Annotated in this window: 12 protein-coding genes; 6 read left to right on the top strand and 6 right to left on the bottom strand. The window is 54.6% G+C overall.

All coding sequences use genetic code 11. From position 1 onward, the window contains the following. The first annotated feature begins 35 nt into the window (after positions 1–35). The 4 genes from asd (at position 36) to K0H79_RS15815 (ending at position 5,788) form a co-directional block, all read left to right on the top strand. Positions 36–899 (top strand): archaetidylserine decarboxylase, encoded by an 864-nt coding sequence (gene asd / locus K0H79_RS15800; protein ID WP_220076451.1) that lies wholly within the window; start codon positions 36–38, stop codon positions 897–899. Beyond that, positions 899–1,780: a DMT family transporter gene (locus tag K0H79_RS15805; protein ID WP_220076452.1), complete on the top strand. Its 882-nt coding sequence runs from the start codon at positions 899–901 to the stop codon at positions 1,778–1,780. The genes asd and K0H79_RS15805 overlap by 1 nt, the downstream gene beginning before the upstream one ends. Positions 1,781–1,847: 67 nt before the next feature. Then, the gene (locus K0H79_RS15810; protein WP_220078184.1) at positions 1,848–5,051 is read left to right on the top strand and encodes a mechanosensitive ion channel domain-containing protein; all 3,204 of its coding nucleotides are present in this window, start codon (positions 1,848–1,850) and stop codon (positions 5,049–5,051) included. A gap of 14 nt (positions 5,052–5,065) precedes the next feature. After that, entirely contained in the window at positions 5,066–5,788 is a 723-nt protein-coding gene (locus K0H79_RS15815; RefSeq protein WP_220076453.1) for a glycerophosphodiester phosphodiesterase family protein, read from the top strand. A 69-nt stretch (positions 5,789–5,857) separates the two neighbouring features. Here the strand turns inward: K0H79_RS15815 and K0H79_RS15820 are convergent, their stop codons facing one another. After that, positions 5,858–6,190 (bottom strand): DUF3392 domain-containing protein, encoded by a 333-nt coding sequence (locus K0H79_RS15820; RefSeq protein WP_220076454.1) that lies wholly within the window; start codon positions 6,188–6,190, stop codon positions 5,858–5,860. Positions 6,191–6,244: 54 nt separating this feature from the next. Between K0H79_RS15820 and K0H79_RS15825 the strand changes: the two genes are divergently transcribed. Beyond that, positions 6,245–7,171 carry a D-2-hydroxyacid dehydrogenase gene (locus tag K0H79_RS15825; protein ID WP_220076455.1) on the top strand — a complete coding sequence of 309 codons (927 nt, stop codon included), beginning with the start codon at positions 6,245–6,247 and terminating at the stop codon, positions 7,169–7,171. 274 nt (positions 7,172–7,445) lie between these two features. After that, the gene (locus tag K0H79_RS15830; RefSeq protein ID WP_203324952.1) at positions 7,446–7,637 is read left to right on the top strand and encodes a (2Fe-2S)-binding protein; all 192 of its coding nucleotides are present in this window, start codon (positions 7,446–7,448) and stop codon (positions 7,635–7,637) included. A 151-nt stretch (positions 7,638–7,788) separates the two neighbouring features. On the opposite strand, the gene parC is transcribed toward K0H79_RS15830, so the two are convergent. The 5 genes from parC to cpdA all read right to left on the bottom strand — a co-directional run bounded on the left by parC (position 7,789) and on the right by cpdA (position 14,616). Beyond that, positions 7,789–10,059 carry a DNA topoisomerase IV subunit A gene (gene parC, locus K0H79_RS15835; protein ID WP_220065648.1) on the bottom strand — a complete coding sequence of 757 codons (2,271 nt, stop codon included), beginning with the start codon at positions 10,057–10,059 and terminating at the stop codon, positions 7,789–7,791. Next, complete coding sequence (locus K0H79_RS15840; protein WP_258405550.1) at positions 10,056–11,165, bottom strand: sorbosone dehydrogenase family protein; 1,110 nt, start codon at positions 11,163–11,165, stop codon at positions 10,056–10,058. Before K0H79_RS15840 ends, parC begins: the two co-directional genes overlap by 4 nt. A 65-nt stretch (positions 11,166–11,230) precedes the next feature. Next, on the bottom strand, positions 11,231–13,117 hold the full coding sequence (gene parE / locus K0H79_RS15845; protein ID WP_220076457.1) for a DNA topoisomerase IV subunit B: 1,887 nt from the start codon (positions 13,115–13,117) through the stop codon (positions 11,231–11,233). 55 nt (positions 13,118–13,172) lie between these two features. Further along, positions 13,173–13,748: a YqiA/YcfP family alpha/beta fold hydrolase gene (locus tag K0H79_RS15850; RefSeq protein WP_220076458.1), complete on the bottom strand. Its 576-nt coding sequence runs from the start codon at positions 13,746–13,748 to the stop codon at positions 13,173–13,175. A 28-nt stretch (positions 13,749–13,776) separates the two neighbouring features. Further along, positions 13,777–14,616 (bottom strand): 3',5'-cyclic-AMP phosphodiesterase, encoded by an 840-nt coding sequence (cpdA, locus tag K0H79_RS15855; protein WP_220078185.1) that lies wholly within the window; start codon positions 14,614–14,616, stop codon positions 13,777–13,779. Positions 14,617–14,627 lie beyond the last annotated feature (11 nt).

Genomic DNA, 14,627 nt, shown 5'->3' on the forward strand with positions numbered 1-14,627 from the left:
CCGGCAACAAATTGAAAGCAAAAGGACAAAGACAAGTGGACAAAGTGAAAATCGCCCTCCAATACCTGATGCCAAAGCATTTGGTATCACGCATCGTCGGCAAATTTGCCGCCGCCGAGGCTGGTTTTGTAACCACCGCCTTCATTAAATGGTTTATTAAGCAGTACGGCATCAACATGAGTGAAGCCCTGCATTCCAACCCCGAAGCCTACAAAACCTTCAACGACTTCTTTACCCGTGAACTGAAACCCGGCCTGCGCCCCATAGAACAGGCTGAGAACATCATGGTACATCCCGTTGACGGCGCCGTAAGCCAGCTGGGTCCCATCGAGGATGGCCGTATTTTCCAGGCCAAGGGTCACCACTATTCGGCGCTGGCGCTTTTGGGTGGTCAGGCCGACGATGCAGCCCGTTTTGAAGAGGGTGATTTTGCCACAATTTACCTGGCGCCAAAGGATTACCACCGGATTCACATGCCCATTAAAGGCACACTGTCGAAGATGACCTATGTGCCCGGAGAGCTGTTTTCGGTTAACCCACTGACTGCCCGCAATGTACCGGGTCTGTTTGCCCGCAACGAGCGTGTTGTGGCGATTTTCGAGACTGAAAAAGGCCCGCTGGCCATGGTACTCGTGGGCGCCACCATTGTCGCCAGCATTGAAACTGTCTGGGCTGGCACTGTCACGCCGCCTACCGGTAAAAAGGTCTTTACCTGGGATTACCCCACCGAAGGCCCTGAGGCTCTCACGCTGGAAAAAGGCGCCGAAATGGGCCGCTTCAAGCTTGGCAGCACTGTGGTGATGCTGTTTGCCAAAGATGCCATCGATGACTTTGCCGACGACGTAAAACCCGAAGCCGTGACCCGCATGGGTCAGCCTTTCGCCAAGCTGGAGGACTGATGTCCAAGGCCTCGTCGGGACTGCTTGAGTTACACTCTGCGGTATTGCTGTTTGGCGGTACCGCACTTTTCTCCAAGCTTATCCCGCTCGGGGCTCTCGATATCACCGTTTATCGCTGCGCCATCGCCGCCCTGGTGTTGGCCTTGATAGTCAAAGCCACCCGCCATCCACTCAGACTTGGCAATACCAGAGACTATGGCATAGCACTGGCTCTTGGCATCATCGTTAGCCTGCACTGGGTCACCTATTTTGCCTCGATGCAAATGTCCTCGGTCGCCATAGGCATGATTGCCTTTTTCACCTACCCGGTGATGACCGTGTTGGTCGAACCCCTTATCAATGGCACCCGTACCCACCTGCGTGACTTGGTCTGTGGCGTGGCCGTACTCACGGGCGTGGCGCTGCTGATCCCCGAGGCAAGTCTGGGTAACGATATTACTCTGGGGATTTTGGTTGGTGTGCTGTCAGCAGCGCTCTTTACCGCCCGCAACTTGCTGCACAAACGCTATTTTGCCGAGTACACAGGCCCCCAGGCCATGTTCTATCAAACCCTCGTTGCCGTGCTCTTTCTGGGCAGTTTTGTTGAATCGACACCAAAGGAAGTGACCAGTGATGTTTGGCAGTTGCTGATTCTGCTCGGCGTTATATTTACCGCCATGCCCCATGCGCTATTCACCTCGGCGCTGAGGCATTTAAGCGCCAAAACGGTAGGCTTGGTGTCCTGTCTTCAGCCCTTCTACGGCACCGTCCTGGCCCTTCTGTTGCTTGGTGAAACAGTCAACCTCAGCACCCTGATAGGTGGTCTGTTGGTGGTATCCACCGCAGTGTATGAAACCGCACAGAGTCACCGCCAGCAAAGGCAAAAAAAGGCCTTAGACTGACATACCAATTCCTGCTGGCTTTGATAACATGGGTGAGTTGATTTCACTTCAGCCCAAGTTTGGTGCCATGTTACGTTTTTTGCTGATTGCGCTCTTTTTTTTCCCGCTTTTCTCCCTCGCCAACCCCTCATTGCAGTTGGAAAAACGGCTGGGCTTCTCCCAGGGAAGCAACACACCCCAACCAAGCGTTTCGCAGCAGACGCTGGAGCTGACAGAAACCGCCGAACTCCTCGCCCAGCAGGCCGCTGAATATCAGCAGCAGCTACTGGGCTTTGCCGATGAAAAGGCCCGCTTACAAAAAGCACTGGCGGCGACCCAAAAAGAGTTGCCATTGGCCAGACGGCAGGATCTGAATCAGCAGGCATCGGCAGCCTATTTGCAGCTATCTACCCTAAAGGAAGAAGAGACTCAGCTGATACAGGCGCAAAGCACGCTGCTACAACGCCATAATCAATTGCCCACGGCGGTGGCGAATGCCAGACAAGCCCTTATCCAGCATCAGAAGGCACCCCAAGCCCCTCTGGACAGCCCCAACGGCGCATTGCAGCAAGCGCAGCGACGCTATTACGAGCAGAACCTGGCAACACTGGAGGCTGAGCAGGCATCCAGCCAAAAACGCATTGAACTGACGCAGTTCAAATTGCAGTTGGTACGGGCACAACTTAGGCAGCAGGAACTCTTCATCGAAAAGCTGAACCGTGCCATCAGCAGCCAGCGTCAGGCTGTTACCGACGCGACGCTGGCCAATAACCTATCTGCAGGCACAGAAGCCCAGGATGCCCTCTCGCAACAACTGCAAGCCAACAATGCCCTTCTGGGGCAAAAACTGCAGACCCTGACCCTGCAGATTGACAACGTGGTCGACATGCAGGAAGTGGCCGAAAAGCGTTATCAGGAACAGTCACTGCAGGTGTCCAGTGTTCAGGAACAAATCTCCTGGGTGAAAACCAATTCCGCCTTTGGCGAACGCTTTTTGCAGATGTTGCAAAGTCTGCCAAAGCCCCCCAATCCAGAACATTTACAAAATCAAATCGCCGATGCGCGCCTGGCCCGCTATCAGATGGAGCAGGAGCTGGCACGTAATCAGGAACAGCTGGATCAAAAATCCCTCTACAGCGAGGCCCAGTACAGCCTGCTCTTGGCTGAGCAAAAACTATTGAAGCAGATGCTGCAGGGTTTTGATTTGCTGCTGAGCGAGTTGGCCAAACTCAAGGTGAGCCACACTGAGCTCAATGCCCAATATGTCACCCTGAAAAATACCCTCAGTGAGCATCTGTTTTGGGTACCCAATGCCGCCCCCATCGGCAAGCTCTGGCTGACAGATTTACATCGCAGCCTGATCTGGCTGGTTCAACAGGCTCCCTGGCAGCAGCTGTCGCTGGCGCTGGATGAGCAGAGTGATTACTGGTCGTGGTGGCTGATTTTATTGGTGCTCTTCTGGGTAGTTCAGGATGTGGCCCGCCCCCGATTTGATAAAGCCATGGATCACTTTTTACAGCCCGTTGGCAATGTGACCCAGGATGATTTCAAGTACACCTTCGAAACCCTGCTGTTGACTCTGGGCTATGCCCTGCTTCGCCCCGCTCCCATCGTGCTGGCCGGCGGCTTTTTCATGCTCAGTCAGTACAATCTGGTGCAGGCGGTGGGTGCCGGGATCCTGGTGTCGGGCTGTGTCTATCTGGTTTACCGCTTTATGTTTCTGCTCTCTATTGAGAAAGGCCTGCTGATAGGCCATTTCCGCAGACCCAAAGAGGTAATAGAGCACGGGAAACAGCGTCTTAAGGCCGCCATGCTACTGGCCCTGCCCCTGGTCGCCGTGGTCAGTTTCACCGAAATTCTGGATGTCTCTCTGGTGAGAAACAGTCTCGGCCGGGGCGCCTTTATTTTGCTGTGTCTGCAACTGCTGTGGTTCTATCGCGATATCCTCAAATACGCCAGAGGCTATCGACAGAGCCACGAACCCGAAGGGAAAAACCGCCGTCTGCTGCAGCGCTTTTTGTGGTTGATGCTGCTGCTGACCCCCGCCATCTGTACCCTGCTGGCACTGCGCGGCTTTTACTTCACCTCTTTCCAGCTCATGCTGCAGCTGCAGATATCCCTGCTGCTGGCGCTGGGCTTTTTGCTGTTGTATCAACTCATAAAGCGTTGGATGCTGATTGAGCGGCGCCGCATCGCCTTTGACCGTGCCAAGGCGAAGCGGGCTGAAAAACTGGCACAGCGGGAGCGGGGAGAAACCGTGTCCGCCGACACCCAGGATGTGTACGAAGAGCCCAAAGTAGACCTCGAAACCATTTCCAGTCAGTCACTTGGGCTGGTGCGGTCTTTGTTGATTCTGGCGTTTCTGGCCAGCTTGATTGGCCTGTGGACTCAAACCCACTCGGCACTGTTTTCCTTCCTCGACGGTATTAATCTGTGGACCAGCACCGCCATTATCGACGGTGGCGAACAGCTGGTGCCCATCACCCTCAAGTCAGTGCTTTTTGGGGTGCTTATCATGGTGTTCTCGCTGATGATAGCCACCAACTTGCCCGGTTTGCTGGAGCTGGTGCTGTTGCAGCGACTTGACTTAACTCCGGGGACGGGCTTTGCCATCACCACGGTCAGCCGCTACCTGGTGGTGATGGTAGGCACCCTGGTGGGCTTCTCGACTCTGGGGATGGAGTGGTCCAAGTTGCAGTGGCTGATTGCCGCCCTGTCGGTGGGCTTGGGTTTTGGTTTGCAGGAGATATTTGCCAACTTTATCTCGGGTCTTATCATACTGTTTGAAAAGCCGGTGCGTATCGGCGATACGGTCACCATTCGCGATCTCACAGGTACCGTCAGCAAAATTCAAATTCGGGCCACCACCATCATAGATTGGGACCGAAAAGAAATTATCGTCCCCAACAAAGCCTTTATCACCGAGCAGCTGATCAACTGGTCGCTGTCCGACCCAATAACCCGGGTGATCATCAAGGTGGCCGTTGCCAGAGATTCCGATCCCGCCAAGGTCGAAGCCAGCCTTTATCAGGCCATCAAGGAATGCCAGCATGCATTGCATACACCTGAGCCCGAAGTCTGGTTCGCCGGTTTTGGTCAACACACCCAGGATTATGAAGTGAGGGCCTATGCCAAGGATATGGGCAGCCGCTGGCCACTGAGGCACGATCTGCACAAACGTATCAGCAGCAAGCTGAAAGAAAACAATCTGGAGCTGGCTTATCCCCAGATGGAAATCACCATCAATCAAGGGGGTGTGCCAAGCCGTGACACCCAAATCCAGCTGCGCTGAGCCAAGGAGAATCCATGTTAATTTTCGCTCACCGGGGTGCCAGCGGTTACGCCCCGGAAAACACCCTAAAGGCCATGGCGTTGGCACTGGAGTTGGGGGCAGAAGCAGTGGAACTTGACGTGCATAACGTCGAGGGTGAGCTGGTGGTGTTCCACGACAGGCGCCTGGAAGGCAAAAGCAATGGCAAGGGGCTCATCCATCGCCACACACTGGCAGAGCTTCAAAAGCTGTCGGTTCGCGGCGAGCCCATCCCGACCTTGTGGCAGGTGCTCGAACTCCTTAATGCCCGCTGCATAGTGAATATCGAATTAAAGGGCATTCATACCGGCGAGCCTATGAAGGCCCTGTACCACAGGGCCATGGCTGAGCTGGGTTATTCACCCGAGCAGCTGCTGATTTCTTCGTTCAATCATCCGGAGCTGGCCAATTTCAAGGTGGATGTGCCCGAGGCGAGGGTGGCACCGCTGCTGGGGTCGCTGCCTTTGGATGGTGCCGCTATCGCCGGGCAAATGCAGGCCTGGTCATTGCATCTCGATGTCAGTTTTATCAGTCAGGCTATCGTGGACCAGGCTCACGCCATGGGCGTGAAGGTATACGTTTACACTGTGGATGATGGCGATGATATCCGCGCCCTTGCTGCCATGGGGGTAGACGGGGTATTTGCCAATTACCCCGACCTGGCACGAAAGGCCCTTGGCGAGCCGTCAAACTGCGATTATCGGCATTGGTTTGGCTGACTGTTCATAACCAGAGTGCATAACCAAAGTGCACAACCAGAGTGCTCAGCCAGAGTTCACAATCAGAGTTCACAGCTGACGCTGGCGCTGGGCCCATACACCGATAAAGATAAAACTTAACACCAGCACAGGCACCAACCAGGTGCCTGTCAGCCCTCTGAGCCCGGCAGCCAGCTGCGGTGCAAGCCAGACGATGAGTATGCCGAACCCAAAGGCATTGATGAGGATAAACAGGCTGGTGCGCACGACAAAGTGACGCGCCCCCACCAGTCTTTGCAGTGCACGATTGATATCCGGTGCCAATACGATGAGCACACAGGCCACCAGTGCAGTGGCAATTTCCGACATCCAGGGGTGAAGGGATACCGCCAACTTATTACAGAGTACTTGAATTGTTTCCATACGACTAAAGTAGTTATGATAGCGCAATAACTACAAGAATAAGGGGAACATACCTTGAGACACAAGCTACTGCTTCTGACCCGTGAAAACGAACGTTACCGCAGCCTGCTCGCCTCCTGCCATCTTCCGGAGCTTGAACTGCTGGATGATAACCCGGCCAATATCCGACTGGCTGACATTTGGCTGGCAGAGCCCGGGCTGGCAGCTCCCCTCGTAAACCATGCCTCAGGGCTGCGCTGGATGCAGTCCACCTTCGCCGGGGTCGATTTGTTGGTTAAACCCCGCCAGCGCCGTGACTATCTGCTCACCAATGTACGGGGCATTTTCGGCCCACTGATGAGTGAGTACCTCTTCGGTTACCTGCTCGCCCGCCAACGGGAACATGCGCTTTATAAGAGCCAACAACAGCAAAAACTTTGGTTGCCGGGCAGTTACAAGACCCTGCAAGGATCAGAGCTGTTGTTGCTTGGCACAGGCTCCATCGCCAAGCATCTGGCGCAAACCGCAAAACACTTCGGCATGAGAGTGACTGGCATCAATCGCAGCGCCAAGGCCACCGTGGGCTTTGATGAAGTGGCTACCCTGGAGTCCTTGCCGACACTCATGGCAAGGGCCGATGCCATTGCCAGTATTCTACCGAGTACCGAGGCCACCAGGGGGATATTAAATGAAGAGATACTGGCCAGGATGAAACCCGATGCCGTGCTCTTCAATCTCGGCCGGGGGGACGTGCTGGATTTGGATGCTCTGGAGCGTCAGCTCAGGCAGCATCCGCAGCAGCAAGCGGTGCTGGATGTATTCAATCAGGAGCCGTTGCCGGAAGAGCACCCTATTTGGGGACTTGGCAACGTCATAGTCACCCCTCATATCGCGGCGCCGAGCTTTCCCGAACAGGTTGCGGAGATCTTCAGCAGCAATTACCACAAGTTTTTGCTCGGAGAGACTCTGTCTCACAGGGTCAATTTCGAACGGGGCTATTAAGCCAATCCGCAAAACTAATGCAAGACATTGAAATTTTGTAAAAAAGGCGCCGAGTGCGCTTTTTTTTATTGGTGGTCAGCTTTAAGAGCGAAGAATAGAAAGCCTGACCACTACCGGCCAAGCACAGTTTTTGCCGGATTTGGGGATTGGGTTAGTCCATTTTCAGATAACCGCTAAGTGAGAAATAGCTCACCTATATAAAAAAGCGTTATTGATGATGAGAACGGTTTTTATTTATAATCCACATCATTCAACCGCCGGAGCATTTTTCACCATGTATGTCTGTGTTTGTTATGCCGTGACAGATACCCAAATCCAGGAAGCCGTTCATCAGGGCGATACCACCCTGGCCGCGGTGAAAAAACGTCTGGGTGTTGGCAGCCAGTGTGGCAAATGCATTCAAACGACCCTTGAAGTGATTCAGCGCCAGCTGGACGTTGAACCCAATTACTACGAAGTCGCCTGATAAAGCAGACTTCTATCTCGCTCAAGCTGCTGACCCATAACGACTCAAGGTGCAGTTTAGCTGCGCATTCTGGGACTCAGTTCCAAATAAAAAAGCACTGCCAGGCAGTGCTTTTTTATTACTGTGCGTCAAACACACCCATTTGCAGAGCTTACAGGGCCGGGGTATCCCCTTCACCCAGCTCGACACTGTCGACCCGTTGCAGACCCCGTGGCAGCTTGGCGCCACGCCGGCCTCGCTCACCCCGGTAATGCTCGAGATCGGAGCTCTTCAGCGTCAACTTACGTTTGCCTGCCCACAGGGTCACGGCCGAGTCGGCCGGCACCAGGTGCAGGTGTATCAGCAGCTCTTCACGGTTTTTCGCCCGCTCGCTGGGAATACCGATAATTTTATTGCCCTTACCCTTCGCCAGCTGCGGCAGCGCATCCAGCCCAAAGACCAGCATGCGGCCTTCATTGGTGATGGCCAAAATGGACGGATTGGCGTCTTTGTCAACCCGGCGAGGCGCCAGCGCCTTGGCGCCGGATGGCAAACTGAGCAGCGCCTTACCGGCCTTGTTACGGGAGATCATATCGGCAAAAGAGCAGACAAAACCATAACCTGCGTCACTGGCGAGCAAGTAGTGGTGCTGCTCTTCACCCAGAAGCACATGCTCCATGGTTTCGCCCGGAGCCAGATTAAAGCGGGTGGTAATAGGCTCGCCCTGGCTTCTCGCAGATGGCAGTGTGTGGGTATCGGTGGAGAAGGCTCGGCCAGAGCTGTCGATAAACACACTCTGCTGGTTACTGCGCCCCTGCGCCGCACAAAGGAAACCATCGCCCGCTTTATAAGACAGGGCGCCTGCATCTATATCGTGGCCCTTGGCACAGCGTACCCACCCCTTTTCAGACAGCACAACTGTCACAGGTTCGGTGGGTAAGAGTTCCTGTTCGGTCAGGGCACGGGACTCTCCGCGCACGACCAGAGGCGAGCGGCGATCGTCACCGTAAGTTTCGGCATCCTTTTCCAATTCTTTCTTGATTAAGGTCTTGAGACGGCGCTCCGAACCCAGGATCTGCTCCAGCTTATTTCGCTCTTCTTCAAGTTCGCTCTGCTCGGTTTTGATTTTCATCTCTTCGAGCTTGGCCAGATGGCGCAGCTTGAGTTCCAGAATGGCCTCGGCCTGACGGTCAGACAGACCGAAACGCGCCATCAGCTCGGCCTTGGGCTCATCGTGGAAGCGAATGATTTCAATCACTTCATCGATGTTAAGGAAGGCAATCATCAAAGCTTCGAGGATATGCAGTCTTGCCAACACCTTATCCAGACGGAATTGCAGACGGCGTCGTACGGTTTCGGTACGGAACACCAGCCATTCGGCCAGCATGTCCTTCAGACCTTTTACCTTGGGACGGCCATCCAGGCCAATCACATTCAGGTTAACCCGATAACTCTTTTCAAGCTCGGTGGTCGCAAACAGGTGGGCCATCAGCTGTTCCACATCCACCCGGTTAGAGCGTGGTACCAACACCAGTCGCACCGGGTTTTCGTGGTCGGATTCGTCGCGCAGGTCCGTCACCATCGGCAGCTTTTTCGCCTGCATCTGGGCGGCGATTTGCTCGAGGATCTTACTGGAGCTGGCCTGATGCGGCAGCGCAGAGATCACCACCTCACCGTTTTCCATCTCGTAGACAGCGCGCATCCGGATAGAGCCACGGCCGGACTCGTAAATCTTGGCAATTTCATCGGCGGGGGTAATGATTTCCGCCTCTGTGGGATAATCAGGCCCCGGTACCAGTTCCATTAAGCGATTGAGCTCAGTGGCAGGATTATCAATTAACTCGATACAGGCGCGGGTCAGTTCCCGGGCGTTGTGGGGCGGAATATCCGTCGCCATACCCACGGCAATACCGGTTACACCGTTAAGCAGAATGTGCGGCAAGCGGGCCGGCAACACCTTGGGCTCTTTCATGGTGCCGTCAAAGTTGACGCCCCAATCCACAGTGCCCTGACCGAGCTCAGAGAGCAGCACTTCGGAGAAGCGTGACAACCTGGCTTCTGTATATCGCATGGCGGCGAAAGACTTGGGATCGTCAGGCGCCCCCCAGTTACCCTGACCATCCACCAGCGGATAGCGGTAGGAAAACGGCTGGGCCATCAGCACCATGGCTTCGTAACAGGCACTGTCACCGTGGGGATGATATTTACCCAGCACGTCACCCACGGTACGGGCGGACTTCTTGTGCTTCGACTGGGCATTGAGACCCAGCTCGCTCATGGCGTAGACGATACGTCTTTGCACCGGCTTGAGGCCATCACCGATATGGGGAAGGGCCCGATCCATGATCACGTACATGGAATAGTTGAGATAGGCCTCTTCGGTGAAGCGCCTCAGGGGCATTTGCTCCACACCATCCAGGCTTAAGTCAATGGCGTCACTCATGGTTGCTCTTCCTGCGTTGGCGCCTCTTCTTCGGCTTCATGCCTGTAGAAGAACCGGTAAACGTTGCCTTTCAAATCGTCTGAGATAAACAGTGAGCCGTCGGCGCCCAATGCCATGCCATAGGGGCGGGCAACCGGAAACTCACCGTCCAGAAAGCTTATCAGTGTCTCGCGGCGCTTTACTTCACCCTTATCCAGGGTCAGGACCACTATCTGGTAGCCAATTTTGCTCGAGCGGTTCCAGGAGCCGTTTTCTGCCACCAGCAACTGGTTATGGTATTCCGCCGGGAATTGCTCACCACGATAAAACAGCATGCCCATGGGAGACACGTGGGCAGGCAGTTCATAAACCGGGCTCACGACCTTAAGGTTTTCAGGCTTCTCGTAGGCGGGTTCAATCACATCAGTGGCGTGCACATAGGGGAATCCATAGTGCATCCCCTTGATATCGATTCGATTTATTTCATCCGGAGGCAGGTTGTCGCCCATCCAGTCGCGGCCGATATCGGCAAACCACAGTTTGCCATCCTGCGGAGCCCAGTCCATGCCCCTCACGGTTCGTACACCGGTCGCAATCTGCTCACTGGCGCCGGTATCCACATTGATGGCGATAACAGAACCAAATGGTGATTCTGACTCACACACGTTACAGGGCGAGCCTATGGCGATATAAAGTCTGCCATCGGGGCCAAACGCCATATAGCGGGAACTCTTTTTGGTATCTCCGGGGAGTTTGGAATAAATCTCTTTGGGGCGGCCTGGGCGGCGAAGGCGCTGCTCAATCTCTTCATAACGCAGGATTTTGTCATCCAAGGCTACGTAAAGATGGCCCTTGTGAAAGGCGATGGCCTCGGGATTATCCAGGCCTTTACCCACGACATAGCGGCGATCTACCCGCCCATCGTTGTTGCTGTCGACCAACGCCGTTATGGTGCCTCCTTTGCCAGAGCCCACAAACAGAGTGCCATTGTCGCCGACGGCGAGCTGCTTGGCATCCTCAAGCTCCGAGGCATATTGGGTGATACCAAAGCCCTTGGTGACGGTAATTGTCATCGTTTGCTCGGCCTGAGTCTGCGTCGCTATACAGGCGAGGCAGGCAATCAGCATGCGGCCGAGGTGTGTATTACTCAACATTCTCTTTAGCCTGTTATCGTTATCATGGGCAGGCAACATCAGATGATTGCCAGATCGCCTTTGGTTTCAAGCCAAGTTTTTCTGTCGCCGGAGCGCTTTTTCGCCAGCAGCATGTCCATCAGCGCGATGGTATCGTCACTGTCGTCTATGGTCAGCTGCACCAGGCGCCGGGTGTTCGGGTCCATGGTGGTTTCGCGCAGCTGCATAGGGTTCATTTCACCCAGTCCTTTAAAGCGCGTTACCTGAGGTTTACCTTTTTTGCCTTCAGCCGCGATCCGGTCGAGGATCCCCTGCTTTTCCGACTCATCGAGGGCGTAGTATACCTCTTTACCTATATCGATACGGAACAGCGGCGGCATGGCAATGTACACGTGGCCCCGCTCCACCAGTACCCGGTAGTGCTTGAGGAAGAGTGCGCACAACAAGGTAGCGATGTGCAAACCATCCGAGTCTGCGTCAGCCAGAATACACACCTTACCGTAACGCAGCTCAGAAATATCATCGCTGTCCGGGTCGCAGCCGATGGCAACGGAGATATCGTGCACTTCCTGAGATGCCAATACCTGTGAAGCCTCAACCTCCCAGGTATTCAAAATCTTGCCCCGCAGCGGCATGATGGCCTGAAACTCGCGATCCCGAGCCTGCTTGGCACTGCCACCTGCCGAATCCCCTTCCACCAAAAAGAGTTCTGAGGTCATGGGGTCCTGGCCACTGCAGTCGGTCAGCTTACCGGGCAAGGCTGGGCCTGCCGTGACCTTTTTACGGGCGACTTTTTTGGCCGCTTTCATCCGCTTCTGGGCGTTGGAGATACACATCTCCGCCAGCATTTCAGCCAAATCCGTGTGGGAGTTCAGATACAGGGAAAACGCATCGCGCACTATGCCGGATACAAAGGCCGCACTCTGACGGCTGGACAGTTTTTCCTTGGTCTGGCCGGCAAACTGGGGGTCCTGCATCTTGATGGACAAAATGAACGCCGTTTTATCCCAGATGTCCTCGGGGCTCAGTTTTATGCCGCGGGGAATGAGGTTTCTAAACTCACAAAACTCCCGCATGGATTCCAACAGCCCCTGACGGAAGCCATTCACGTGGGTGCCGCCAAGCGGAGTGGGAATAAGGTTTACATAACTTTCGGCCAGGTATTCGCCGCCTTCGGGTAACCAGGTAATGGCCCAATCTGCGGCCTCATGGTTACCGGCAAAACTGCCCACAAAGGGCTCTTGGGGCAGCATGGGGGCATCGCCCACGGCACTCTTCAAATAATCCGTCAGCCCGGCCTCGAAGTACCATTCATGCACTTCTCCGGTTTGCTTGTTGGTGAATTTGATTCTGAGCCCGGGGCAGAGTACCGCCTTGGCTTTGAGCAGATGGGTCAGCTTGGTAATGGAGAAATTGGGCGAATCGAAATAGCTGGGTTCCGGCCAGAAATGGACCCGGGTACCGGTATTACGCCGGCCGCAGGTGCCGGTCACGGTCAGGCTTTCCACCTTGTCGCCGTGCTCAAAGGCCATATCGTAGACCTGGGCATCGCGGCGCACTGTAATTTCAACCCGGCGCGACAGGGCGTTTACTACCGAAATGCCCACACCGTGCAAACCACCGGAAAACTGATAGTTTTTATTGGAAAATTTACCACCGGCGTGGAGTTTGGTGAGAATGAGCTCGACCCCGGGAATGCCCTCTTCCGGGTGGATATCCACCGGCATACCCCGACCGTCGTCGATTACTTCGAGGGAATTATCCGTGTGCAAAATAACATCAATACGACTTGCGTGTCCCGCCAGCGCCTCGTCCACACTGTTGTCGATGACTTCCTGCCCCAGGTGATTGGGACGTGTGGTATCGGTATACATACCGGGACGGCGCTTTACCGGCTCAAGGCCGTTAAGCACCTCAATGGCATCAGAATTGTATAGATTGGTCATGGCGCACGTTATTCTTCGTTATTCAGGCCATGGTGCGGCCCTGCGAGTCGGTTTGTCAAGGTAACTCTAAAAAAGCGGCGATATCCGGTAATTGCCGCTCAAAACCCACAAAACTGTGGTCTCCACCGGGTTCTATCAACAGCCGGCAACAATGGTATTTTCCGAGTGCCAAGCGATAGTCCAGCACCTCGTCACCGGTTTGCAATAATACAAAAAAACGGTCTGGATTGGCTATGGCAGCAACATCATAGCGCTTGAGCGCTTCGCGGTGGGATGGCAACACCAGGTAGTCTTCCCCGGTATAGGGGTTGTGCTGTGGTCCCATAAAGGCTTCAAAGAGATCGTATGGCGATACAGCGGGATTGATCAGTGCTGCCTTGCCACCGTAGGTTTCGGCAAGATAAGTGGCAAAAAAGCCCCCAAGGGACGAGCCAATAAATCTCAGTGGTTCCCCCCTCGCCTTGGCTTCTTCAGTGATCTCACACAAAAGCGCGACTGCCTGCTCAATATCAGTGGGCAATTGAGGCTGCACCAAGCGAACACCGGCATGGTGCGCAGCCATAAAGTTGGCACTCAATACGCCTTTGTCAGACTTCGGGGAGCTATTGAATCCATGAATATAAAGCAGCATACATCCTCAGGCTGCGGTCTGCTGAACCTCAGTAACCGCTGGAGCTGTGGTCCGGGGCAAAGCGATTGCCCGGCACTCGGTAAACATGTGTATGAATGCTACCATCGCTCAAAAGCTCCAGCAAACGGTAGCCGGGCTGCAGATGATCGAGGGCAAAGTACGGCGACTTGGGTTTGAATTGAATACAGGTAGATGGGGTAGCCATCAGCGGCAGCTGACCATTGGCTGCGGCATAGACTTCATCCACGGCCTGATGCACATGGCCCCAGAGAATACCCTTCACCTGAGGGTATGCAGATACCCTGACGAGAAAGTCACTGCCATTATCCATACAGTGCTGATCGAGCCAGGCGCAATCCATCAGAATAGGGTTATGGTGCATCACCAGCAGTGTATGGTGGTTCGGGTATGCTGCGATGGCCTGGTCTATGAGAGAGAATTGCAACTCCCCCATATGACCTCCGGGCTTTCCCCGCACTGTGCTGTCCAACATCAGAATATGCCAGTTCCCAATCAGAATACGCTGCTGACCGAAGACTCTGGGGCCCTGCATATGCAGGCTCATGACCCTTGGGTCATCATGGTTTCCGGGCAAATAATGGCAAGGCAGGCCAAGAAATTCGATTGCCTGAACGAAGTTACGGTAGGAATCCGGTGTGTAATCCTGACTGATATCGCCGGTGGCGAGCATCAGGTGCGCGGGATAATGGGTGGCATTCAGGGTATTGAGCACAGCCGCCAGGCTCTGACTGGTGTTAACGCCCAGCAGTTGTCCGTCGTTGCTGGCAAATAAATGTGGATCGGTGATCTGCACCAGGCGCGCAGCTTCCCCTTCTGCCAACGAATATTCAACAGCCTCTTTCAGCACTATGTTTACCC

The sequence above is a fragment of the Shewanella sp. FJAT-52076 genome, from assembly GCF_019457455.1.
Taxonomy (GTDB): Bacteria; Pseudomonadota; Gammaproteobacteria; order Enterobacterales; family Shewanellaceae; genus Shewanella; species Shewanella zhangzhouensis.